Origin of the sequence: Streptomyces sp. WAC 01529, assembly GCF_003945545.1 — a bacterium.
Taxonomy (GTDB): Bacteria; Actinomycetota; Actinomycetes; order Streptomycetales; family Streptomycetaceae; genus Streptomyces; species Streptomyces anatolicus.
Genome location: NZ_CP029617.1, coordinates 1,173,370 through 1,197,686, shown reverse-complemented (window position 1 = coordinate 1,197,686; position 24,317 = coordinate 1,173,370). Strand labels below are relative to the sequence as shown.

Below are 24,317 nucleotides of genomic sequence, written 5' to 3'. Positions count from 1 at the left end.
TGACGACGTGATTCACGGACGCGACGGTGGGGCAAATAGTGCCGCACCGCGTGGGCCGTGAGCGGCCCGCCCCCGGACCTCCGTCCGGGATCCCTTAGGGCCACGGACGAGAGGCAGAGGAAGATGGTCTTCGACAAGCAAAAGACGGCGGGCGGCCCGACGTGTTGGCGCGCGGCCAGGTAATGCGTGATTCCCGGTTGCGTCGACGCTTGATGTGAGGCTGTTTCCCATGTTCGATCCGGTCATAGCGCCCAGCGGTACGCTGCTCGGCCTGCTGCAGCGGGGCCGCGGCGACGGCACGCTGCACGCACTCACGGCACCTCGGTCCGAGGCGCTCGCCGCCCTCGACCACTGCGTGCTCAACGATCCCCGCCACGACTGGCAGGTGGAGAACCGCTCGCTGTACTACGCCCGGCTCTACCTCGACCTGCACGGCGGGCTCGGCGAGATCGAGCGGCACCTCTTCGATGCCGAGGACGTCCTGGACACGGACGACTCGCGCACCGGGCTCGCCCTCGCCGTCCTCGGGCACCTCGCCTCGTACGGCAGGCACGACGCCCTCGGACTCCTGCGCAGGTACGCGGCCTCCGGCGCGAACTGGGCGTGGGCCCTTGACGAGCTGGCCCTGCGCGACGACGACGCGGGCCTGCGCGCCCTCGCGGCCCCCGTGCTCGCCAGATTCCCCGCCGGCGCGGAGGGCGAGGCCGAGCTGGCCGCCGCCGTCCGCGACGCCTACGAACCCCGGCCCTGGCGGCTGTGGGAGGAGGACCCCCGCGCCGATATCGGCGCCCGTGTGCGAGCCGCGCGGGAACAGGGCTCCTTCGACCGCTGGCAGCGCCAGATGCGACCCGCCGGGCCCCGCCCCGGCTGGAGCGTCAAGGCCGTCTTCGAGTGGGCGCAGGAGGGCCTTGAACGCGGCGCCGTGCTGCATGTGCCCGCCGCCCGCTGCCTGAGCGCCGTCGCGGGGCCCGATGACCGGCCCGAGATCGTCGAGGCCGCCCGCGACGGCTCCGACGGGGCGCGCGGCACGGCCCTGCGCTACCTGGCCGACTCCCACGACCCCGCCGTCTTCGACCTCATCGAGTACGCCGCGGAGAGCCACTCCGCGGTCGTGGTGGACGCCGCGACCGAGGCCTTCGAACGGATGGGCGGCGCCGCCGCCGTCGAGCGGGCCCGGCGCTGGGCGTACCGCCCCGACGCCCTGGGCGCCGCCGCCGGGCGCGTGCTCGCCTGCCGGGGCGGCGCCGAGGACAGCAAGCTCGTCCTCGCCGCACTGCGCGAGGCGGTCCGCGGCGAGGGGCCCGACGCGCCGACGCTGTGGACCCTCGTCGACGGCGCGGGACGCCTCGGCATCGCCTGCGCCGCCCCCGTGCTGCGGCACGTCTACCGGGAGACCGCCTCCTCCCACCTCCGCGGCCGCGCCGCCCGCGCTCTGGCCGCCACCGACCCGACCTTCGCCGCGGGCTTCGCCGTCGAATGCCTGTGGGACTGCGAGGAGACCACCCGCGGGGTCGCCGCACGGCACGCCGAGACCGGCGACGCGCGCGTGGTCAACCGCCTGCGGAGGCTCGCCGCGGACCCCGCCGAGGAGGACGAGGTACAGACGGCGGTACGCAGCAGGATCGGGCCCGACGCCGACGCGCCCGCCGTGTAGCCCCTCCGGCCGAGGATGCCCCGCCGGGCCGCGGCGGCTCAGCGCCGGCCCGCACGGACGAAGCGGACCGGCGTGCCCGGCGCCGCCTGGGCCGCCGCGGCGAGGTCGGCCTCCCGCACGACCGCGACCACCGGATAGCCGCCCGTGGTCGGGTGATCGGCCAGGAAGACGACCGGCCTGCCGTCCGGCGGCACCTGCACGGCGCCGAGCACCATCCCCTCGCTCGGCAGTTCCCCCTGGAGCGCGCGCTCCAGGGCGGGTCCCTCGGTGCGCAGACCGATGCGGTTGCTCGCCGAGGACACCCGGTACGCGCGCGTGGTGAACGTCTCCAGCGCGGCCCGCGTGAACCAGTCGGCGCGGGGCCCGAGCGCCACCCGCAGCACGAGCTCACGCGGTGGAGCGGGCTGCGGAACCGTGTCCACGCGCGCGTACGTGCCGCTCGGGGAGCCCAGCGGCAGCACGGCGCCGTCCGCGAGCGGGGGCGGGCCGAGGCCGGAGAGCAGGTCGGTGGAGCGGCTGCCGAGCACCGGCTCGACGGCCACCCCGCCGTCGAACGCGACATAGCAACGTACTCCGGAGAGTGCCGTTCCGATGTCCAGGAGCGCTCCCGCAGGCACCCGCACCGGTGCGCCCCAGGGAGCGGGGCGGCCGTCCACGGTCACCGGGCAGGGGGCCCCGCCGACCGCGACCGTCACGGGGCGGCGGGGGCGCACGGCACAGCCGGTGAGGGTGGTCTCCAGGACGGCGGCGCCGGGCGCGTTGCCGACGAGCCGGTTGACCAGGAGGGCCGCAGGCGGGTCCAGGGCGCCCGAGCGGGGCACCCCCAGGTGGGCGTGGCCGGGGCGCCCCAGGTCCTGGACGGTCGTCAGGGCCCCGGCCCGCACGACGGCGAAGGCACGGTCGGTCATCGGCCCTCCGGCGCACGGCCGGGCGAGGCGGGCGGTGGGTCCACGGGCGGCTCGAACGGTGCATCTCCTAGCGGCTCGTGGGGTGGGAACTCGTGGGGTACGAAGCGGACGCGGACGCCGGGGGAGAGCAGGGCGGCGGGCACGCGCGCGTGGTCCCACAGCACGGCGTCCGTCGAGCCGATCAGCTGCCAGCCGCCGGGCGAGGCGCGCGGGTAGACGCCCGTGTACGGACCGGCCAGGGCGACGCTGCCCTCGGGGACGGAGGTGCGGGGCGTGGCCCTGCGCGGCACCTCGTAGCGTTCGGGCAGCCCGGTCAGATATCCAAAGCCCGGCGCGAATCCGCAGAAGGCCACGCGGAATTCGGCCGCCGCGTGGATCCGCGCCACCTCGGGCACGCTCACGCCCCAGTGCGCGGCGACGTCCGCGAGGTCCGGCCCGTCGTACCGGACCGGGATCTCCAGGACGGCCTCCGCGCGCTCCGGCAGCGGCGGGATCTCCCAGCCGGGCAGTTCGGCCCGGACCCGGTCGGGCTCGTCGAGGCCGTCGAGGAGCACTGTGCGGGCCGCGGGGACGATCTCCCGTACGCGCAGGGTCCCGGCCGCGCGGCGGCGCAGCAGCTCGGCGTGGAGCGCCTGGGCCTCGGTGCCGTCGGCGAGTTCGACGAGCAGGGCACCCTCGCCCACCGGCAGTGCTCTCACGCGAAGGCCTCCACGCGCACGCCCGCGGACTCCAGGCGGGCCCGGACGCGGCGGGCCAGGTCCACCGCCCCCGGAGTGTCGCCGTGCAGGCACAGCGACCGCGCGCGGACCGCGATCTCGCCGCCCCCCTGGGAGGTGACGACACCGAAGCGGGCCATCCCGAGGGACCGCTCGACGACGGCGTCCGCCTCCGTGATGACGGCTCCCTCGCTGCCTCGCGGGACCAACGTGCCCTCTTCGGTGTAGGCGCGGTCCGCGAACGCCTCGGTGACGACCGGGAGCCCGGCCTTGTCCGCCGTCTCCAGGAGGCGGGATCCGGGCAGCCCGAGGAGGGGCAGCGAGGCGCCGGCGAGCCGGACGCCCTCGACGACCGCGCGGGCCTGCTCCTCGTCGTGGACGACGCGGTTGTAGAGCGCGCCGTGCGGCTTCACGTACGACACGCGCGTGCCCGCCGCGCGCGCGAAGACCTCCAAGGCGCCGATCTGGTAGGCCACTTCGGCCGTCAGCTCCTCGGGCGGCACGTCCATCGCGCGCCGCCCAAAGCCCGCCAGGTCGCGGTAGGAGACCTGCGCCCCGATCCGCACCCCGCGCTCGGCGGCCAGTTCGCACACCCTGCGCATGGTGACCGCGTCCCCCGCGTGGAAGCCGCAGGCCACGTTGGCGCTGGTGACGACGGACAGCAACTGCTCGTCGTCGGTGAGGTGCCAGCGGCCGAAGCCCTCGCCGAGGTCGGCGTTGAGATCGATGGAGGCGGTGCTCATCTGCGGAGGTCTCCTGCTGGTTCTCGGTGCTCAGCTGATTCTCGTTGCTCGGGTGGTTCTCGGCGCTGAGGTGGTCGTCGTGTCGGCCGGTTCGGTTCTCGGTGGTCAGGCCACGCGGTACCGCTCGTCGCGGGCGTCGGTGACGAACATGCGGCCCGGCGCGTGCGTGATCGCGAAGGGCGGCCTGGACGCCATCACCGCGGCCTGCGGTGTCACCCCGCACGCCCAGAACACCGGGATGTCGTCCGGCTCGGCCGCCACCGGGTCGCCGAAGTCGGGCCGGCCCAGATCCTCGATGCCGAGCCCCGAGGGGTCGCCGCAGTGCACCGGGCTGCCGTGCACCGCAGGCATCAAGGCGCTCTCCCTGATGGCGTCGGCGAGGCGGCCGGGCGGGACCGGCCGCATCGACACCACCATGGGGCCGTGTAGACGGCCCGCGGGGCGGCAGGGGCGCGCGGTCACGTACATCGGGACGTTGCGGCCCTGCTCGATGTGGCGCAGCGGCACCCCGGCGTCGGCGAGCGCCCACTCGAAGGTGAAGCTGCACCCGATGAGGAACGACACCAGGTCGTCCCGCCAGCGGTCGACGACGTCCGTGGGCTCGTCGGTCAACTCGCCGTGCTCCCACACGCGGTAGCGCGGCAGATCCGTCCGCAGATCGGCGTCCGGGGCCAGCGGCGTGACCCAGGAGCCCGCGTCCGTGACATCGAGCACCGGGCAGGGCTTGGGGTTCCGCTGGCAGAACAGCAGCATCTCGTACGCCCAGTCGGCGGGGACGGAGATGAGGTTGGCCTGGGTGAATCCCGCCGCCCGGCCCGCGGTCGGACTCGTCTCGCCCGCGCGGAACGCCGCTCGGGCCTCCTCGGCGGTGCGGATCACCGGCTCGTCTCCCACGCGCGCGTGCCCGGTCACAGGAGTTCCCTCCCTCGGGTCTCGGGGAGGCCGAACAGCGCGATGACGGCGAGTCCGTACCCGAGTGCTCCGAAGATCAGCGCACCGCCGACGCCCCAGCTGTCGGCGAGGAAGCCGACCATGGTGGGGAAGACGGCGCCGACCGCCCGTCCGGTGTTGTACGTGAAGCCCTGGCCCGTGCCGCGCACGGCGGCCGGGTACAGCTCGCTGAGGAAGGAACCGAAGCCGCTGAAGATCGCCGACATACAGAAGCCCAGCGGGAAACCGAGCACAAGGAGAAGGCCGTTGGCCCCCTCCGGGATGTTCGTGTACGCGAGGATGCTGGCCGCGGAGAGGAACGCGAAGAGCGCGATGTTCCGCTTCCGGCCGAGCTTGTCGGTGAGGTAGCCGCCGGTGAGGTAGCCGATGAAGGCACCGGAGATCAGGAAGATGAGATAGCCGCCGGTGTTGACGACGGTCAGGCCGCGCTCGGTCTTCAGATACGTCGGCACCCAGGTGGCCAGCGTGTAGTAGCCGCCCTGCACGCCCGTGGACAGAAGTACCGCGAAGCACGTGACGCGCAGCAGACCCGGCTTGAAAATGGCCGTGAACGACCCCTTGTCGGCGCTCTTCTGGCGCTCGGCGGCCGCCTCCGGAGCATCGTGCACATTGCGGCGCACGTAGATCACCAGGAGGGCGGGCAGCGCGCCCGTCCAGAACATCACGCGCCAGGCGAGATCGTCGTCCAGGAACTGGAACACCACGGTGTAGACGATGGCGGCGAGGCCCCAGCCCACCGCCCAGGAGCTCTGGATCGCGCCGAGCGTACGGCCGCGGTTCTTGGCGGTCGCGTACTCGGCGACGAGGATCGCGCCGACCGCCCACTCGCCGCCGAAGCCGAGGCCCTGGAGGGCGCGGAAGACCAGCAGGGTCTCGTAGTTGGGCGCGAAGCCGCAGGCGACGGTGAAGACCGCGTACGTGATCACCGTGATCATCAGTGCCTTGACGCGGCCGATCCGGTCGGCGACCACGCCCGCGACGGCGCCGCCCACGGCGGAGACGACCAGGGTGACGGTGGTGAAGAGGCCGGTCTGGCCGCTGTTGAGCCCGAAGTACGCGGAGAGGGCCACCATGCTCAGCGGCAGCGTGAAGTAGTCGTAGGAGTCGAGGGCGTAACCCCCGAAGGCCCCGGCGAAGGCCCGGCGGCCGCGCGGGCCGAGCGCCCGCAGCCAGCCGAACGCTCCGCTGTCGTCGGGAAGTTCGCCCTTGTCGGCGCGGATCTCGGCCGGCGCGGCCGGGGGTGGTGGAGTCGTGCTCATGGGCACCTCGCAGGAGAGGGACGGTCGGGTGCTGGAGCGGTGCGGTGCGGGCCGTGGGGGACAGCCGTGCCCGTCAAGGTAGAGGATCGTTGAACGATCCCTCAATACCCATGTTGTCTCGTTCTTCTGTCTGCGATTGAATCCGGGCATGGCTGAGGGGATGGCTGAGTTGAGCGGGCTGGCCGAGGACCGTGCGCTTCTCGGGCGCACCAGTACGGCGGAGAGGGTCTCGGACATCCTCAGGAGCCGCATCGCCGAGGGCTACTTCCCGCCCGGCACGCGCCTGTCCGAGGACAGCATCGGCGGCGCGCTCGGCGTCTCCCGCAACACGCTCCGGGAGGCGTTCCGGCTGCTCACGCACGAGCGCCTCCTCGTCCACCAGCTCAACCGCGGCGTCTTCGTACGGGTGCTCACGGTCGAGGACGTCGAGGACATCTACCGCACGCGCCGCCTCGTGGAGTGCGCGGTCGTCCGCGGGCTCGGCGAGCCCCCGTTCGCCCTCGGCGCGGTCACGGGCGCCGTCGAGGACGGCCTGCGCGCCGCCGCCGGGAAGGACTGGAAAGGCGTCTCCACCGCCAACATCCACTTTCACAGGGAACTCGTCGCCCTCGCGGGAAGCGCCCGCACCGACGAGCTGATGCGCAGCGTCTTCGCCGAACTGCGCCTGGCCTTCCACGTGGTGGACGACCCGCGCCGCCTCCACGAGCCGTACCTCGAACGCAACCGGCGGATCCTCGCCACCTTGCGGGCGGGCCGCGCCGCGGAGGCCGAACGGCTCCTCGCCGCCTACCTGGAGGACTCACTCGCGGGCCTCGTCGAGGTGTACGGGCGGCGGGTCGGCGAGGAGGGCTGAACCGGGCGCGCCGGATGCTGAACCGGTCATTCCGGACGGACGAACAGGTCGTTCCGGACCGCTGAACCGGCCGGTCCGGGTGGCTGAATCGGTCATTCCGGGCGGCTGAAGTAGCCGTTCCGGATGGCTGGCCGGGCGCTGTGCGCGGGGCGGTGCGGCGGTCGCCGAGCCGGTCGCTTCTGCGCCGTTTCGACCGTTGTCAGACCGAGGACCTAGTCTGTGCACCGTGACTTCGCCAGCCGCTACGGACACCACTCCGCCCCAGCTCAGCGCAGGGCCGCGGCCCGCTCCGGGCCCGGCCGCCGACGAGGGCCTGGCGCGCCGCCTGCGCGCCCTGGCCTGCACGGCTCCGCTGCACGACCTCGACGTGCGCAAGGCCAACCTCGCGGGCGAGTACTCGGTGTACGCGATGGCGGAGGTGGCCCTGTCCGCCATCGACCTCGTCACGCTGAACATGGACTTCGACACCGGCGCCGACCACGAGCAGATCGTCGCCAGGCTGCTCCCGCGCGTCGCCGCGCAGGCCCCGCACCGCCCTGCCGCCGAGCACGAGCGCGTGGCCCGCTGGGTCCTGGAGAACCTGATCAACGTGGGCAGCGTCGACCGCGGCTTCCGCGCGGTGTACGGCACCTTCGCGCCCGACGGGACGTACGTCCGCAGGGACTACGACTTCAAGCTCCTCGAAGAGGTCCCCGGGTACGGCGGCGGTGTCTATCTGCGCACGACCGACGAGGCCGTCAACGTCCTGGTGGGCGCCCTCGACACCGACGTCACCAGCGCCCAGATCGCCGCCGAGGTGAAGCTGGAGGTCCTGATCAGGCGCGGCAGGCTCGCCGACGCCCAGCTCGCCGCCGAACAGGCCCGCTACCGCACGGTGCAGTATTCGGAAACGCTCCGCAAGGCCCTCGAGGCGACCCGGCGCAACGTCCGGGCGGTGGACTGGCTCCAGGCCGTCCCCGACATGATCGCGGAGGCGCTCGACCACGTCGCCGACCGCTACCGCCACGAGAACGCCATCCTGACCAACATCCGCAAGGTCCGCGACGAGTCCGAGGCCGTCTCCGACTCGAAGGCGGGCGAGCACAAGCGCCGCGCCGCCGAGCTGGTCGACATCGTCAAGGACTGCATCCGCCGCCACACCCAGCTCCAGTCCCGCCTGCTCGAAGCGGGCCCGCTCTTCCGCGCCGAGCAGGACCGGCAGGCCTTCGCGGCGCCCACCGCGCGCGCGGGCCTCGACCTCTACGGCCAGCTCGTCGCCCCGCTCCTGCCGCTCCCCGCCGAGCAGGCGACCCGGGTGACGGACGCCTTCTTCGCGCGCGGCACCGGTCTGCGCACCCCCGTGTCCGTGCGGGTCGGCGACCTCGTCGACATACTGCTCACCCCTCCCATGGAGCGCGAGCACCTGGGCGCGGAGATGCCCGAGCCGGATCTGATCGCCACTCCGGACGACAGCCGCTTCAGCGAGGAACAGCTCGCGAGCGCCATGGAACTGCTCGATCTGCCCGCCGACGCCCCGCGCCGCCTCTCCGGGCTGCTCGCCGAGGCCCGCCTCCGCGACCGCGAACTGCCGTATCTGGTCGCCCTGCTGGCCGTCCACGCGGCGAGCCCGCCGGTCGGCACCGCTTACCGCCAGGGCGAGGAGAAGCTGCTCTTCGCGGTGGACGACGGGACCGAGCTGGACGACGAGGAGTTCGGCGGCGCCGACCTCATCGTCGGCACGGCCCTCCTGGACGCCGTCGGTATGGCGGCCGACCGCAAGGAGGCGGCGTGACCAGGGCCGACGCCACCGGGCGCCGCCCGGGCCCCCCTTCCAAGCGCAGCCCCGGCCCTTTCGGGCAGCACCTCCGCCCGTTCAGACCCCACCCCACCAAGGAGCACACGCCGTGACCGACCACCCCGCAGAGCACGCCGCGTGGGGCGAGCCGGACCCCGTCACGGCGCCCGCCGCCCCCGCACCCGTCACCCCGGCCGACGCCGCCGACGCGGCCCGGCTCGTCTCCTTCGGTCTCCAGCCCAAGCTCCAGCCCGCCCGCGACCAGGAGTACGGCGAACTGCTCCGCCGCTACCGCGAGGACCCGCCCTTCGCGCGGCTCGCCGACGCCGTCGCCACCGGGCTCGGGCTCGTCGTCCTGGAGGTGTCCCCACGCGCGGGCATGGCCGTGACCGCCGCCGAGGACTCCGTCTTCGCCGTCCGCATGGGTGACTACGCCCGCCGCGCCGCGACCGACTCCAGCGACCGATTCCTGCACGGCCTCGCGCATCTCGCCGTCGCCGCCATGGCCTTCCCGCGCCCCGAGGACCTCGCCGACGACGGGTACATCGGCCGCGTCACGGTCAACGGCGTCGACGCTTTCGTACGCCAGGCCTGCCACCGCCTGGAGGAGCGCGCCGCGGAACAGGGCGAGAACACCGACCCGGCCACCGACGCTCCCGGGCTCGAGGCCGCCTGGCGGATCTGGGCGCGGCGCAGCTCGACCGGAGCCACCAAGGACGCCCGCCGCCTCGCCGGTTCGACCACCGGCATCATCGGCAAGGCCGTCGCCTTCCTCACCGACTCCGGTTTCCTCCAGCGCACGGGCGACGACTCCGGAGGCACGTACCGCACCACGGCGCGCTACCAACTCCAGGTCCGCGACATGGCGGGCAGCGCGGCCATGGCCGAACTCCTCGAACTGGGCGTCGTCCCGGTCACGGACGGCTCGGCCACGCTGCTGCCCCCCGAAGACACCGACGACCTGGAGCTGGCCGCCGACGCGGGGCTGCCCTTCCACTCCTGACACCATCCCGCCGAAGCCCCCCACCGCCCCGCCGTTCCCCACGACTTACGACGAGAGTCCGCCGCCATGTACGAGCTGTCCCGGATCCGCCTCTACTCCATCGGTCCGGCCGGTGCGCGCTACGCCGACACCGTGCTCGACCTGCGCGGCGTGGGCGCCGAGGTGCCCGACCCCGCGCCCACCCAGGCGGAGTTCTTCGAGGACGAGCCGACCGGGCCGCCGCGCCGCCCCGCCCCCGCGGGCGTCCTCTTCCTGGAGAACGGCGGCGGCAAGTCCGTCCTGCTCAAGCTGATCTTCTCGGTGATGCTGCCCGGCCACCGGAACACCCTGGGCGGCGCCAGCTCCGGCGTGCTGCGCAAGTTCCTGCTCGCCGACGACTGCGGGCACGTCGCCCTGGAGTGGCAGCACACCCTCACCGGCGAGTGCGTGGTCGTCGGCAAGGTCAGCGAGTGGCGGGGGCGGCAGGTCTCCAACGACCCGCGGAAGTTCGCCGAGGCCTGGTACTCCTTCCGGCCCGGGCCCGGCATGAGCCTGGACTCGCTGCCGGTCGCCGAGTCCACCGCCGTGCGTCCCTCCGTGGAGGGCGCGTCGGGCGCGCAGGGGCGGCGGCGCACCATGAAGGGCTTCCGCGACGCGCTGACCGAGGCCGCCAAGGCCTACCCCCACCTCGAAGTGCACTGGGAAGAGATCCACGACCGCTGGAACGAACACCTCGGCGACCTCGGCCTCGACCCCGAACTCTTCCGCTACCAGCGGGAGATGAACGCCGACGAGGGCGAGGCCGCGGGCCTGTTCGCCGTCAAGAAGGACTCCGACTTCACCGACCTGCTGCTGCGCGCCGTCACGGACACCCGCGACACGGACGGCCTCGCCGACCTCGTCCACGGCTTCGGCAACAAACTGGGCCGGCGGGCCGAGCTGATGGCCGAGCGCGACTTCACCGCGGGCTCCGTCGACCTGCTCGGGCGCATCGTCGACGCCGCCGAGACCCGGGCACGCGCGCGTGACGTGCACGCGGCCGCCGAGCGCAGGACCCGCACCCTGGCCCGCCGCCTCTCCGCGCGCGCCGTCGAGGAGCGGGGCCGCGCCGCGACCCTCGCCGAGCAGGTCACCGCCGCCGCCCACACCGTCACCGAGGCCGAGCGGGCCCGCGGCAAGAGCGCCCTGATCTCCGCCGAACTGGCCTACCGCCACGCCTCCTTGGCGCTCACCGTCGCCGAGAAGGCCGCGGCCGCCCAGCGCCGCGAGCTGGCCGACGCCCGTACGCTGCACGCCGCCTGGCAGGCCGCCGAGGCCGTGCTGCGCCACCGCGCGGCGGCCGACCGCTCCGCGCGCGTGGCCGCCGCGATCCGTGAGGCCGAGCGGGACGCCGCGCCCGCCCTCGCCGCCCGCCAGAAGGCCGCGTCCGATCTCGTCCGCGCCCTGCACACCGCCGCCGAGGGCGCCGAGAACGTCGCCAATGAAGAAGAGGAGCGCTCCGCCGCCCTCCAGGAGACCGGCGAGACCGCGCACCGCGACGCCACCGCCGCCGCCACCGAGGCCCAGCGGGCCCGCAGCGAGGCCGGACACCTGAAGCAGCGCCTCGCCGAGGTCGAGCAGGAGACCGCGGAGGCCGTCCGCGCGGGCTGGCTCGACGACACCGCCCCCGACGCCGACCCCGCGCGTGCGGCCCTCGCCGCGAGCGACGCCGAGAAGACCACCGTCGCCGCGTGGGACACCGCGCGCGAGGCCGCCCGCCGGGCCGCGGACCACGCCAAGGAGACCGCCGCCGCCGAGGCCCGCGCCGAGCTGACCGCCGCCCGCGCCTCGGACGCCGCGACCGCCGCCGAGGCCGCCCACGACACGGAGCGCCGCGCCGCCGAGTCCATCGCCGGGGACGAGCGGCTCGCCGAGCTGCTGAGCCTGTCGTCAGAGGGCGGGGGCGGCGCCGTACCGCGGCCCCGCCAGGAAGCCGGCGCTCCCGGCGAAACCGGCACCCCCGGGGAAGGTGCCCTCTCCGCCGGGGGAAGCGCCCTCTCCGTAGAGGAGCTGGACCGCTCCGCCGACGATCTGAGGACGCTCCTCGACGAGAGCGTCGCCTCCGCCGAGCGCCAGCTCTTCGACCTGCGCACCGCGGCCGCCGACGACTCCCGCATCCTCGGCGCGCTGGGCGACGGCGGTCTCCTGCCGCCCGGTCCCGATGTCCTCGCCACCGTCGAGTTCCTAGGCGAGCACGGCATCCCCGCCCTGCCCGGCTGGCGCTACCTCGCCCAGGCCGTCGACCCCGCCGACCACGCGCGCGTGCTCGCCGCGAGGCCCGAGCTGGTCGACGGCGTGGTCATCACCGACCCGGACACCCACGCCCGCGCCCGCGAAGCCCTCGCGGACGCCGCCCTGCTGCCCCGCTCGGCCGTCGCCGTGGGCACCGCCGCCGCCCTCCTCGCCCCCACCCCCAGTGAGCAGGCCACGGAGAGCGCCGCCGGCAGCGTCTTCCTCGTACCGCCGAACCCGGCCATGCACGACGAGCACGCCGCCGACGAGGAGCGTCAGGCGCTGCGCGCGCGGGCCGCCCAGCGCGACGAGGAGATCCGCTCCCTCGCCGCCCGGCTCGCCAAGGACCGCGAGCTGGCCGCGCGGCTCACCTCCTGGCGCACCGGCTGCCCCAGCGGCCGCCTCGCCGAACTCGCCACCGCCGCCCAGGAAGCACGCGCCTTCGCCGAGGAGGCCGAGGCCGAGCTGGCCGAGGCCCGCACCGCGCGCGCCGAGGCCGACGAGGCCGCGGGCGAGGCGGCACGCGTGCGTGACGAGCGCCAGGACGCCGCCCAGCGCGCCCGGCGCGCCGCCGACGCCCTCGCGGGCCTCGCGTTCCGGCTCCGTGAGCGGGCCGGCTGGCAGGCCAAGCTGCGCGAACTGGCCGACGAGGCCGCCGAGTCCGAGGCGCGCGCCCAGACCTGCCTGGACCGCGCCCACGCCGCCGACGAGGACCGCCGCGCCGCCCAGCGCGCCGCCGACGACGCCCGCCGCACCGCCCGCGCGCTGCGCGCCGAGCGCGCCGAGATCGCCGGCGCCCCCGAGGACGTCCCCGAGGAGACCGAGGCCCCCAAGACCTCGCTGCCCGCCCTCCGCGAGGCCTACCGCGCGGCATCTCAGCTCTACGAGAAGGTGGGCGTCGGCGCCGACCTGCGAGCCGAGCAGGCCCGCGCCGAGAGCGACGAGAGCGCCGCCCGCACCGAGCTGGACCGCCTCAGCAACAAGGTCCGCACCCGCGCCGCCCTGCTCCTCGAAGGCACCGACGGCTCCGACGGCCCCTCCCGGCAGGCCGCCGCCGCGCGCGCGGAGGCCCAGGTCCAGCTCATCGAGGCCCGCGCCGCCACCGCCAGCGAGCAGCTGGGCAGGCTGCGCGGCGAGGCCGAGCGGCACGCCCCCGAGGACGGCGAGGCCCACACCGAGCTGCCCGAAGAGCTGGTCCCCGCCGACGCCGAGCAGGCCCAGACACTGCTGCGCACCGCCACCGGCGAACTGGCCGCGCACACCGAAGCGCTCGGCCGCGCCAAGGAAGCCCACGCCGCGCTGCTCCAGACCCACCGCGCCACGGAGGACGCGGCGGGCGGCTTCGACGAGACGGCCGCCCTCCTGCGAGACCTCCTGCGCGAGCACCACGAGGACTCCGGAGAAGAGCCCGACCCCTACCCCGGCACCCTCGAAGAGGCCCGCCAGGCCGCCGCCGAGACCCGCCGGTCCCTGCGCGGCTGCGCCGCCGACCTCTCCGCCGCCGAGACCGCCGTCCGCGAGGCCAGCGACATCCTCGTACGCCACGCGAACTCGACCCGCTACGAACAGGTCCGCACCCCCGCCCGCCAGCAGATCCGCGAGCTGCCCGCCTCCGCGCTGCCCGAGCACGCCAAGAAGTGGGCCGACGCCTTCGCGCCCCGGCTGCGTGTCCTGACCGACGAGCTGGAGCAGCTGGAGCGCAACCGCGACAGCATCGTGGACCGCCTGCGCGGCCTCGTCGAGTCGGCCCTCGCCACGCTCAGGTCCGCCCAGCGGCTCTCCCGCCTGCCCGAGGGCCTGGGGGAGTGGTCGGGCCAGGAGTTCCTGCGCGTCCGCTTCGAGGAGCCCGACCAGGCCACCCTCGTCGAGCGCCTCGGCGAGGTCATCGACGAGGCCACGCGCGCGGCGGTGAAGAAGAACTCGGACATGCGGCGCGACGGCATGTCCCTGCTGCTGCGCGGCGTGCAGGCCGCCCTGGAGCCGCGCGGTGTCGCCGTCGAGATCCTGAAGCCGGACGCCGTGCTGCGCGCCGAGCGCGTGCCGGTCGGACAGATGGGCGACGTCTTCTCCGGAGGCCAGCTGCTCACCGCCGCCATCGCCCTGTACTGCACGATGGCCGCCCTGCGCAGCAACGACCGGGGCCGCGACAAGCACCGCCACGCCGGCACGCTCTTCCTCGACAACCCCATCGGCCGCGCCAACGCGACGTACCTCCTGGAACTCCAGCGGGCCGTCTCCGATGCGCTCGGCGTGCAGCTGCTCTACACGACGGGCCTCTTCGACACGACGGCACTCGCGGAGTTCCCGCTGGTCATCCGCTTGCGCAACGACGCGGACCTGCGGGCGGGCCTGAAGTACATCAGCGTCGAGGAGCATCTGCGCCCGGGCCTGCCGCAGCAGGACCCCGACGGCGAGACGGTGCACGGCGAGATCACGGCGACGCGGATGTACAAGCGCCCGGCGGTCACTCCGTAGCGAGCTGTTTCGTCAGCCATTCGTGGAAGAGCCCGATGTGGTGCTCGGTCGGCACCAGCACCCCGCCCTCGCGGTAGGCGCGTGACGCCATCGCGGGCTGGGTGCGCTCGCAGGCCGCGAAGTCCTGGACGTTGACCCGGTGGAAGAGTTCCACCGACTTCGACAGGTCGGCGCCGGAGGCGACGACATCGGGTGCGTACAGCCAGTCGCACTCGACGGCCGTGCGGTCCTCGGCCAGCGGGAACATGCGGTGCAGGATCACATGGTCGGGGACGAGGTTGATGAAGACGGTCGGTTTCACGGTGACCGCGTAGTAGCGGCGGTCCTGGCCGTCCTCCACCTCGGGGAGGCGGCCGAAGCCCGCGCTGCCGTCGACCGTGAAGCCGCCGACCTCCTCGGCGAACTCGGCACCGTGCCCGACGTAGTACTGCGCGGCGAAACCGTCCGCGAACTCCGGCAGGACATCGGTCAGTTCGGGGTGGATGGTCGCGCAGTGGTAGCACTCCATGAAGTTCTCGACGATCAGCTTCCAGTTGGCGCGTACGTCGTAGGTGACGCGTTTGCCGAGTGCCAGCCGCTCGGTGCCGTAGCGCTCGATGGACGCCACGTCGCCCAGGCGTTCGGCCGCCGCGCCGATGACGCTCTCTTCGAAGGAGGGCGGTTCGTCGGCCAGGCAGACCCAGGCGTAGCCGAGCCACTCCCGCAGGGCCACCTTCACCAGGCCGTACGCGGAGCGGTCGACGTCCGGCATCTTCGCCAGGTCGGGTGCGGCGATGAGCTTGCCGTCGAGGTCGTACGTCCAGGCGTGGTACGGGCATTGGAGGGCGCGGCGGAGCTGCCCGGCCTCCTCGGTGCACAGGCGGGCGCCGCGGTGCCTGCACACGTTGAGGAAGGCGCGCAGCTCCCCGGTGCGCGAGCGGGTGACAAGGACGCTCTCCCGGCCGACCCGGACCGTGCGGAAGGCGCCCGGCCTGTCGAGGTCGGTGGCGCGGACCGCGCAGAACCACAGCGCTTCGAAGACGCGTTCCTGTTCCTGCCGGAAGAGTGCCGGATCGGTGTAGTAGTGGCCGGGGAGGGTCGCGAGGAGACTCGGGGGCAAGGGGGTCGTCGTCACGTTTCTCGTACTCCTCGGGCGGGCGCGCTTCCTCAGGCGGACGCGGCGGCGAGACGGCTGGGGTGGAAGAGTTCGATGGGGTGGCCGGTGGTGCCGTCCAGTGCCAGGTCGGCGACGATCTCGCCGACCACGGGCACGAACTTGAAGCCGTGGCCGGAGAACCCGGCCGCGACGGTGACCGACCCGGGGTGCGCCGGGTGGCGCGCGATGACGAAGTGCTCGTCGGGCGTATTGGAGTACATGCAGGTCGCCGCCGTGAGGAAGCGGCCGGGGAGCGACGGGATCAGCCGGCCCACCTGTGCGGCCATCGCGGCGACCTCGTCGTCGTGGACCGTGCGCTCGATGGTCTCCGGGGTGCAGGGCGTGCCCTTGCGGAAGAAGGCCACCTTGGCGCCGCGCGCGGGCCCGTCGATCGACGGGAAGCCGTACACCTGTACGCCCTGTGCGTCCTCCCAGATGTAGATCGGATGGTGCTCCGGCAGGAAGGGCCGCACGCCCCCGGTCGGCTGGAACCAGTACATGACCTGCCGCTCGATGCTGAACGGCACCCCCAGGTCGCTGAGGAGTCCCGGCGCCCAGGCGCCGGGGCAGATCACCAACTGGCCCGCCGTGTACGTGTCCTCGGCGGTGTGCACCCGCACGCCGTCCCGGCAGGGCTCCCAGCGCGTCATCGGCTCCTCGAAGTGCAGGTCGGCGCCGTCGCGCGTGGCGAGCTGGAGGTGGGCGGCCACGGTGTTCTCGGGGCGGACCAGGCCCGCCCGCGCCTCGTACAGCGCCACCTCGTCGTCGCGCGGGGTGAGGGTCGGGAAGCGGCGGCGGATCTCCTTCGCGTCGAGCATCTCGTGCGGCAGGTCCCACCGCCGGGCCGAGAGCAGGGAGCCGGAGACGGGGCGGCTGTCGGGCCGGCCGAGCATCACGCCGCCGCAGAGGGTGGCGATCTCGCGGCCGGTGTCGTGTGCGAGGCGGTCGTAGAGTTCGTAGGCGCGCAGGAGCAGGGGGACGTACGCCGGGTCCTCGAAGTAGGACTGCCGGGTGATGCGCGACCCGCCGTGGCTGGAACCGCGCTGGTGCACCGGCCCGAACCTCTCCAGGCCGAGGACGCGGGCGCCGCGCGCGGACAGATGGTGGGCGGCGGCGCTGCCCATGCCGCCGAGGCCGATCACGATCACGTCGTATGTAGGGGACACCTGGCGCCTCCCGGCGGCTGCGGATCGATGGGGACGTCAGGACGTCAGGACGCCAGGACGTCAGGACGTCAGGACGCCAGGACGTCAGGACGTCAGCGGCGGATGCGGGTCATCTCCGGGTCGAACAAGGGTTCCTCGGCAACCGTCGCCGGGACCTTCTCGCCGAAGTACTCGACGTGCACCCCCGTTCCCGTCTCCAGAGGCGGCAGCCAGGCGTACGCGACACAGCGGCCCAGCGTGTAGCCGTAGGAGGCGCTGGTGACGTACCCCGCCGGGGCGCCGTCGACGTACGCGGGCTCCTTGCCGAGGACGACGGCGGCGGGGTCGTCGAGGAGGAGGGCGGTCAGCTTCCGTGCAGGCTCTGAAGGCTCCCTGTGTGCCTCCAGCGCCGAACGGCCCACGAAGTCCCCCTTGTCCATACGGACCGCGAAGGCGAGGCCCGCCTCGTAGGGGTTGTGTTCGGTGGTCATGTCGTGGCCCCAGGCGCGGTAGCCCTTCTCCAGGCGCAGGCTGTTGAACGCGGACCGCCCCGCCGCGATCACCCCGTGCGCCCGGCCCGCCTCCCACAGCGTGTCCCAGAGGCGGAGCCCCAGGTCGGCGGTGGTGTACAGCTCCCAGCCCAGTTCGCCGACGTAGGACAGGCGCAGCGCGATGACCGGCACGTGCCCGATGTACGTCTCCTTGGCCTTGAAGTAGCCGAACGCCTCGTGCGAGAAGTCGTCGCGGGTGAGCGGCTGGACGAGCGCGCGGGCCAGCGGGCCCCAGACGCCGACGCAGCAGGTCCCCGAGGTGATGTCCCTGAGGTGGACGTCGTCGGGGGCGTGCCGCAGGAGCCAGTCCAGGTCAGCGGGGGAGTTGGCGCCCACCTGGAAGCGGTCGGGCGCGAGGCGCGCCACGGTCAGGTCGGAGCGGATGCCGCCCGCCTCGTCGAGGAGGAGGGTGTAGGTGACCGAACCGGGCTTCTTGGCGAGGTTGTTGCTGGTCATGCGCTGGAGGAAGGCGAGCGAGCCGGGGCCTGTGACCTCCAGGCGGCGCAGGGGCGTCATGTCGTAGAGGGCGACCCTCTCGCGAGTGGCGCGTGCTTCGGCCGCCACGATCGGGGACCAGTGGCGGGCCGCCCAGGCGTCGCGCGGGGGCAGCTCGAGACCCTCGGTCAGGGATGCGTTCGCCTCGTACCAGTGCGGGCGCTCCCAGCCGCCGCCCTCCAGGAAGACCGCGCCCAGCTCCTGCTGGCGGATGTGGAAGGGGCTGACCCTCAGGGGGCGCGGCTCGTCCGGGGGCTGGAGCGGGTGGATGACGTCATAGACCTCGACGAACTGCCGGGCGCCGCGCTCGGCGACGTACGCGGGGGAGCGCTGGGCGTCCTCGAACCGCGTCAGTTCGCACTCGTGCAGATCGAGTGAGGGCCGCCCGTCGACCATCCACTCGGCGACCGCCTTGGCGACGCCCGCTGAGTGCGTCACCCACACGGCCTCGGCCAGCCAGAAGCCGCGCAGCGCCCGGGACTCGCCGAGCACCGGCATGCCGTCGGGGGTGAAGGAGAAGACGCCGTTGAACCCCTCTTCGACCTCGCTGTCGTCAAGGGCGGGGAGCAGTCGGCGGCACTCGTCCCAACTGGGCGCGAAATCCTCTTCGGTGAAGGGGTACGAAGACGGCATCACCTCCGCGTCGTCGTAGGCGGGCACCGCGAACGGGTCGACGGGCAGCGGCCGGTGGGCGTACGAGCCGATGCCGATGCGGTCGGAGTGCTCGCGGAAGTACAGATCGCGGTCCTGGTGGCGGAGGACGGGCCGCGACGCCTCGGGGCGCGGGGTGCGGGCGCCGGGGGCGTGGCCGCGCGGGTCACCTGTGCCTCGTACGTCGCCTATGCCCCGCATATCACCGGTGCCCCGCGCGTCGCCGAGCGCCAGTTCGGGCAGCGGCTTCGTCTTCGCGTACTGGTGGGCCAGAGGCAGCAGGGGCACGTCGACGCCGGCCATCCGCCCGATCACCGGGCCCCAGAAACCGGCCGCCGAGACGACGTGGTCGGCGGGGAAGGTGCCGCGGTCGGTGACGACAGCGGTGACGCGGCCTCCGTCCCGCTCGATGCCCGTGACAGTGTGCCGGTCCAGAAAACGTGCTCCACGCGCGCGTGCCCGCTCCATCTGGGCGCGGCAGGCGAGCACGGCGCGGGCCAGGCCGTCATCGGGCGTGTGCAGACCGCCGTACACCAGGCTCTCGTCGATGAGGGGCCACAGCTCCTTGCAGCGCGCGGGCCCGACGAGTTCGGCCCGCACCCCCCAGGAGGCGGCGAAACCGGCCCTGCGGTGCAGATCGGCCCAGCGCTCCGGCGTGGTCGCCAGTTCGAGACCGCCGACGGCGTCGAAGCACGGGAGCCCGTCCACCTCGAGCGCGGTGAACTTCTCCACGGTGTACGTCGCGAACGCGGTCAGCGTCCTGGACGGTCCGGTCTGGAAGACCAGCCCCGGGGCGTGGGAGGTGGAACCGCCCGGCGCGGGCAGCGGCCCCTGGTCGAGCACGGTGACGTCGGTCCAGCCGCGGGCGGTCAGCTCGTCGGCGAGCGAACAGCCGACGATCCCGGCGCCGATGACGACGACGCGGGGCGGCCCCTCGCCCCGGTCGGTGGCCGCGGTTTCGTCCGCGTCCGCGCCTGTGCCCTGGCTGTGATGCCCCCTGGCCGGACGGCTCACAGGACCACCACCGAGCGCAGCACCTCGCCACGCCGCATCCGCGCGAAGGCCTCCTCCACCTCGTCCAGACAGATCGTCTCGGAGACGAAGCCGCCCAGGTCGAGGCGGCCGTTGAGGTACTGGTCGACGAGGATCGGGAAGTCCCTGGTCGGCAGGGAGTCCCCGTACCAGGACGACTTCAGCGCGCCGCCGCGCGAGAAGAGGTCGATCAGCGGCAGGTCGATCGTCATCTCCGGATCGGGGACCCCGACCTGGACAAGCACACCCGCGTGGTCGCGCATGTAGAAGGCCTGTTTGTACGTCGATGGGGTGCCGACCGCGTCGATCGCCACGTCCACCCCATGACCGCCGGTCAGCTCACGGACGGCCGAAACCGGGTCGGTACCCCGGGAGTTGACGGTATGCGTGGCGCCGAACCGGGTCGCCCCGTCCAGCTTCGTGTCGTCGATGTCGACGGCGATGACGCGGCGGGCCCCGGCCAGGGACGCCCCGGCGATCGCGGCGTTGCCGACACCGCCGCAGCCGATGACGGCGACGGTGTCGCCGCGGCCCACCCCGCCGGTGTTCACCGCGGCCCCGTACCCCGCCATCACGCCGCAGCCGATGAGGCCCACCGCCTCGGGGCGTGCCGCGGGGTCGACCTTCACCGCCTGCCCGGCGGCGACCAGCGTCTTCTCCGCGAAGGCGCCGATGCCGAGGGCGGGGCTCAGCGGTGTGCCGTCGAGGAGCGTCATGGGCTGGGCGGCGTTGCGCGAGTCGAAGCAGTACCAGGGGCGCCCGCGCAGGCAGGAGCGGCACGCTCCGCAGGGCGCGCGCCAGGCGATCACCACATAGTCGCCGGGGGAGAGGCCGGTGACGTCCGCGCCGACCGCCTCCACGGTGCCCGCCGCCTCATGGCCGAGCAGGAAGGGGAAGTCGTCGTTGATGGCGCCCTCCCGGTAGTGCAGATCCGTGTGGCAGACCCCGCAGGCCTGCACGGAGACACGTACCTCTCCCGGACCGGGATCTGGCACGACGATCGTCTGCACCTCTACGGGTGCGCCCTTCTTCACGGCGACGACGGCACGGACCTCGTGGGGCACGACCAGCTCCTCTGCTGTTGCGTACTGCACGACCGGTTGCGCTATGGGAGACATAGTGGGAACGCCATCAAGAGGCCGTCAAGAGGGCGGAGTCAACCCTTCGCGAAACAACGGTGAGTGGCGGAACATCGCCGATACGCGCGTGGGCGGGACCCGGAAACCCAGGTCCCGCCCACGCGCCTATGAGACTCCGTCAGAACCCGTACCCCATCCGCCGGGACAGCTCCACGGACGCCGCGACCGTGCGCTTGGCCAGCTCGGTCAGGCGGTCCTCGGTCAGCCGGTACACCGGCCCCGAGGCGCTGAGCGCCCCGATCACCTTGCCGTCGTGGGCGCGCACCGGCGCGGCGACCGCGGCGAGCCCCACCTCCAACTCCTCGACGGCGACGGCGAAGCCCCGCCCCACGACGGTCTCCAGCTCGCCGCGCAGCGCCACCGTGCCGGTGACCGTGTGCTCGGTCATACGGGGCAGGGTGCGGGCTATCAGCCCCTCGCGCAGCGTCGTCGGCAGGTGCGCGAGCAGCACCTTGCCGCTGGAGGTGGCGTGCAGCGGGGTGCGCCTGCCGAGCCAGTTCTGCGCGGTCACGGAGGCGGGGCCGCGCGCCTGCATGATGTTGACCGCGGCGTCGTCGTCGAGGACCGCGATGTTGACGGTCTCGCCCAGCTCGTCGGCGAGTTCGCGGCAGACCGGGCCGCCCTCCTGGGAGATGTCCATGCGCACTGCCGCCGCCCCCGCGAGGCGGAGTACGCCCGCACCCAGGAAGTACTTCCCGCGATCCTTGGCCTGGCCCACCAGGCCGCGGTTCTCGAGCACCCCGAGGAGCCGGAAGGCCGTCGACTTGTGGACGCCCAACTCGTCGGCGATATCGGTCACCCCGGCCTCGCCGTGCCGCGCGAGGATCTCCAGAACGCTCACCGCGCGGTCCACGGACTGGACGGATCCGGCGGCCGTCTTCGGCTGCCTCTCCCGTGCTCCGCCGCCTTGCTCCCCGCTCTGATCAGCCTGTTTCCGCGTGCCGGTCATAACTCAACTCTCACCACTTGGCGGCCCGTTGAAGCCGCGTCTTCGGGAAGCCCTTGACGCGACGGGTTCCCCGACCGGATTCTGTTGCGCATAGCGCTCCCTCGTGCGCCATGCGAAACATCATGTTACCGAAGGGTCTTGGCCCCCGAAGGGGCGAGGACCGGGCCGAACGACATCAGAGGGGGGCCCATGATTCCCGTATGCCGCCTCGAAGACCTCCCCGCGGGCGAGTCCGTCCGCCTCGACACCACGCCGCCCGTCGCGGTGTTCAACGCTGACGGCGAGCTGTTCGCCATCGACGACACTTGCAGCCACCAGGACGCCTCCCTGTCACAGGGGTGGCTCGAAGGCTGCCTGGTCGAATGCCCGCTCCACGCCGCCTCGTTCGATCTTCGCACCGGGCGCCCCACCTGCCTGCCCGCGCGCAGGCCGGTCCGTACCCACCAGGTATACGTGGAGGACGGTGTCGTCCACGTACGCCTGGCCACGGCAGAGGAAGGATCCGCCGCATGAGGCCGCCGACCGCGGGCCGCATGAGGACCGTCACCGTGGTCGGCGCCTCCCTCGCCGGTCTGTACGCGGCCCGGGAACTGCGCGCCCAGGGGTTCGACGGGCGTCTGGTCGTCGTCGGCGCGGAACCGCATCAGCCGTACGACCGTCCGCCGCTGTCCAAGGGCTTCCTCACCGGCGCTTGCGACGAGGGCCAACTCGCCCTCTCCGAAGCGGAGGAGAGGGCGGAACTCGACGCCGAGTGGATGCTCGGGACCCGCGCACGTGCCCTTGACGCGCGCGGCCGTACGGTCGTCCTCGACGACGGCCGCGCCCTGGCGAGCGACGGCGTGGTCATCGCCACCGGCGCCTCCGCGCGGCGCCTCCGGGGGCCCGCGCTCACGGGCGTGCACACCCTGCGCACCCTGGATGACGCCCGCGCCCTGAGGGCGGAACTGGTCCACGGCCCGCGGCGCGTGGTCATCGTCGGCGCCGGCTTCATCGGCGCCGAGACCGCGTCCTCGTGCGTGACGCTCGGGCACGACGTCACGGTCGTCGAGGCTGCCCCGCTGCCCCTCGCCGCCACGCTCGGGGCCGAGATGGCGTCCGTGTGCGCGGGGCTGCACGCGCGGGGCGGTGCGCGGCTGGTCGCGGGCGTCGGCGTCGCCGGACTGCGCGGCACGGCCCGGAGAACCTCCGAGGGCACCGAGCTGCACGGCACCGCCCGAGGAACCCCCGAAGGCGCCGAGCTGCACGGCACCAGCCCGAACACCTCCGCGCCGCACGCCTCCTCCAGCGGCGGAGCCGTCACCGCCGTAGAACTGTCCGACGGTCGACTGCTGCCCGCCGACGTGGTCGTCGTCGGTATCGGAGCGGCCCCCCGCACCGGCTGGCTCGCCGGATCGCCCCTCGCCCTGGACGACGGCGTGCTGTGCGACGACGGCTGCGTCACCACCCTCCCCCAGGTCGTCGCGGTGGGCGACGTCGCCCGCGTCGGCGGGCTCCGCGCCGAGCACTGGACCAGCGCCACGGAGCAACCCCGCGTGGCCGTACGGAACTTGCTCGCCGGACGCACGGTGGAGGCGGCGCGCCCCCTGCCGTACTTCTGGTCGGACCAGTACGGCTCCCGCCTCCAGTTCGCCGGGCGGCGCCGCGAAGGCGACACCGTACGCATCGTCGAGGGCTCCCCGGACGCCCTGGGCGAGGGCGGTTTCCTCGCCGTCTACGAGCACCGGGGCCGCAGGACGGCGGTCCTCGCACTCGACCGCGCCCGGCCGTTCATGAAGGCACGCAGGGGACTCATGGCCGCCGCCGAGGACCGGGCGGGGGAGTACGGGGAGTACGCGCGGGACGCGGCGAGGGAGCCCGCGCGGATGTGAGCGTGGGCGGCGACTCGCCACCAGGGAGCCCAAGGAGCCCAAGGAGCCCAAGGAGCCCAGGGAGCCCAGGGAGTCCTCGTCGCGGCCCCAAGGCCCCTCAAGAGTGCGACAACTGCCCCGCCCCTCCGCGCCCGCGTATGCGCTCCTTGCCGCGCGTCGCCATCCGCTCCTGACGGCGGGCCCGGCGTCGCTCACGCCGCAGCTGCCGCGCCGTGCTGCTCGGCACCGACACCACCCCGTGCCGCTGATTCCACACCTGGCGGGTCACCCACACGTCGAGCACGCCCCAGGTGGCCACGATCGTGCTGGCCACGCTGCTCAGCACCATGGGGAAGGAGAGCCAGGACCCCGCGAGAGCGGCCAGGAAAGCGACCATCGCCTGCACGAGCGTGAGGGCCACGATGATCACGGCCCGCACGGCCGCCGTCCGCGCCGGATCGGGCAGTCGCCTTCTGCGCGCGGGCTCCTCGACCCACAGCGCCGGGCGGGGCGCCGAGCCCTCTTCCTCCCGCGCGACGCCAGCCCCTGACGCCTTGTGGCGCTCTGCCGTGCCCATCATTCCGTCACTCCCCCGCCGCTTCGCGGCCGTTCACGAACCCCCTCTGGGGTCACCCTCTGGCCCAACTCACCTGTGGCTGCCCGGTTTACTGTGCTTTATTCCGCCTGCCCCGCAGCGCGCCCCCTGGACCGAGAGCCTGCGCCGCCTCTCCCTCATCGACGAACGGGAGATCGGAAAGATTCCCGTTCCGGTTCCTCGAAGCGAAGA

18 protein-coding genes are annotated in these 24,317 nt (G+C 73.6%); 7 read left to right on the top strand and 11 right to left on the bottom strand.

What is annotated here, in order from left to right; translation table 11 throughout:
* Positions 1 to 229: 229 nt before the first annotated feature.
* Positions 230 to 1,654, top strand: a complete 1,425-nt coding sequence (locus tag DMA15_RS05320; RefSeq protein ID WP_125511500.1) for a HEAT repeat domain-containing protein — start codon at positions 230 to 232, stop codon at positions 1,652 to 1,654.
* Between the two features lie 38 nt (positions 1,655 to 1,692).
* Here DMA15_RS05320 and DMA15_RS05315 read toward each other — a convergent pair whose 3' ends face one another.
* The 5 genes from DMA15_RS05315 to DMA15_RS05295 all read right to left on the bottom strand — a co-directional run bounded on the left by DMA15_RS05315 (position 1,693) and on the right by DMA15_RS05295 (position 6,231).
* Positions 1,693 to 2,562, bottom strand: a complete 870-nt coding sequence (locus tag DMA15_RS05315) for a biotin-dependent carboxyltransferase family protein (RefSeq protein WP_125511499.1) — start codon at positions 2,560 to 2,562, stop codon at positions 1,693 to 1,695.
* Positions 2,559 to 3,260 (bottom strand): allophanate hydrolase subunit 1, encoded by a 702-nt coding sequence (locus DMA15_RS05310; RefSeq protein WP_125511498.1) that lies wholly within the window; start codon positions 3,258 to 3,260, stop codon positions 2,559 to 2,561. Before DMA15_RS05310 ends, DMA15_RS05315 begins: the two co-directional genes overlap by 4 nt.
* A complete protein-coding gene (locus tag DMA15_RS05305; RefSeq protein WP_125511497.1) occupies positions 3,257 to 4,021 on the bottom strand; it encodes a 5-oxoprolinase subunit PxpA in 765 nt (254 codons plus the stop codon). The genes DMA15_RS05310 and DMA15_RS05305 overlap by 4 nt, the downstream gene beginning before the upstream one ends.
* 105 nt (positions 4,022 to 4,126) lie before the next feature.
* Complete coding sequence (locus tag DMA15_RS05300) at positions 4,127 to 4,933, bottom strand: putative hydro-lyase (protein ID WP_125511496.1); 807 nt, start codon at positions 4,931 to 4,933, stop codon at positions 4,127 to 4,129.
* Positions 4,930 to 6,231 (bottom strand): MFS transporter, encoded by a 1,302-nt coding sequence (locus DMA15_RS05295; RefSeq protein WP_125511495.1) that lies wholly within the window; start codon positions 6,229 to 6,231, stop codon positions 4,930 to 4,932. Before DMA15_RS05295 ends, DMA15_RS05300 begins: the two co-directional genes overlap by 4 nt.
* A gap of 148 nt (positions 6,232 to 6,379) precedes the next feature.
* Between DMA15_RS05295 and DMA15_RS05290 the strand changes: the two genes are divergently transcribed.
* The 4 genes from DMA15_RS05290 (at position 6,380) to DMA15_RS05275 (ending at position 14,586) form a co-directional block, all read left to right on the top strand.
* Entirely contained in the window at positions 6,380 to 7,084 is a 705-nt protein-coding gene (locus tag DMA15_RS05290; RefSeq protein ID WP_125511494.1) for a GntR family transcriptional regulator, read from the top strand.
* Between the two features lie 226 nt (positions 7,085 to 7,310).
* On the top strand, positions 7,311 to 8,855 hold the full coding sequence (locus DMA15_RS05285) for a hypothetical protein (protein WP_125511493.1): 1,545 nt from the start codon (positions 7,311 to 7,313) through the stop codon (positions 8,853 to 8,855).
* A gap of 112 nt (positions 8,856 to 8,967) precedes the next feature.
* On the top strand, positions 8,968 to 9,861 hold the full coding sequence (locus DMA15_RS05280; RefSeq protein ID WP_125511492.1) for a hypothetical protein: 894 nt from the start codon (positions 8,968 to 8,970) through the stop codon (positions 9,859 to 9,861).
* Positions 9,862 to 9,927: 66 nt separating this feature from the next.
* Positions 9,928 to 14,586: a hypothetical protein gene (locus tag DMA15_RS05275; protein WP_125511491.1), complete on the top strand. Its 4,659-nt coding sequence runs from the start codon at positions 9,928 to 9,930 to the stop codon at positions 14,584 to 14,586.
* Here DMA15_RS05275 and DMA15_RS05270 read toward each other — a convergent pair.
* From DMA15_RS05270 to DMA15_RS05250, 5 genes are all read right to left on the bottom strand, one after another.
* Positions 14,576 to 15,700: an aromatic ring-hydroxylating dioxygenase subunit alpha gene (locus DMA15_RS05270; RefSeq protein ID WP_125511490.1), complete on the bottom strand. Its 1,125-nt coding sequence runs from the start codon at positions 15,698 to 15,700 to the stop codon at positions 14,576 to 14,578. The two genes, DMA15_RS05275 and DMA15_RS05270, sit on opposite strands and share 11 nt — an antisense overlap.
* A 32-nt stretch (positions 15,701 to 15,732) precedes the next feature.
* A complete protein-coding gene (gene solA, locus DMA15_RS05265) occupies positions 15,733 to 16,887 on the bottom strand; it encodes an N-methyl-L-tryptophan oxidase (protein ID WP_125511489.1) in 1,155 nt (384 codons plus the stop codon).
* Between the two features lie 92 nt (positions 16,888 to 16,979).
* Positions 16,980 to 19,475, bottom strand: coding sequence for an FAD-dependent oxidoreductase (locus DMA15_RS05260; protein WP_240660160.1), 2,496 nt, complete (start codon positions 19,473 to 19,475; stop codon positions 16,980 to 16,982).
* Positions 19,476 to 19,573: 98 nt separating this feature from the next.
* Complete coding sequence (locus DMA15_RS05255; RefSeq protein ID WP_125511487.1) at positions 19,574 to 20,659, bottom strand: S-(hydroxymethyl)mycothiol dehydrogenase; 1,086 nt, start codon at positions 20,657 to 20,659, stop codon at positions 19,574 to 19,576.
* Positions 20,660 to 20,852: 193 nt separating this feature from the next.
* Positions 20,853 to 21,683 (bottom strand): IclR family transcriptional regulator, encoded by an 831-nt coding sequence (locus tag DMA15_RS05250; protein WP_240659683.1) that lies wholly within the window; start codon positions 21,681 to 21,683, stop codon positions 20,853 to 20,855.
* Positions 21,684 to 21,872: 189 nt separating this feature from the next.
* Between DMA15_RS05250 and DMA15_RS05245 the strand changes: the two genes are divergently transcribed.
* Both DMA15_RS05245 and DMA15_RS05240 read left to right on the top strand, forming a co-directional pair.
* Entirely contained in the window at positions 21,873 to 22,196 is a 324-nt protein-coding gene (locus tag DMA15_RS05245; RefSeq protein WP_125511486.1) for a bifunctional 3-phenylpropionate/cinnamic acid dioxygenase ferredoxin subunit, read from the top strand.
* A gap of 20 nt (positions 22,197 to 22,216) precedes the next feature.
* The gene (locus tag DMA15_RS05240; RefSeq protein WP_125517321.1) at positions 22,217 to 23,551 is read left to right on the top strand and encodes an FAD-dependent oxidoreductase; all 1,335 of its coding nucleotides are present in this window, start codon (positions 22,217 to 22,219) and stop codon (positions 23,549 to 23,551) included.
* 97 nt (positions 23,552 to 23,648) lie between these two features.
* On the opposite strand, the gene DMA15_RS05235 is transcribed toward DMA15_RS05240, so the two are convergent.
* Positions 23,649 to 24,107 (bottom strand): hypothetical protein, encoded by a 459-nt coding sequence (locus DMA15_RS05235; RefSeq protein ID WP_276314389.1) that lies wholly within the window; start codon positions 24,105 to 24,107, stop codon positions 23,649 to 23,651.
* Positions 24,108 to 24,317 lie beyond the last annotated feature (210 nt).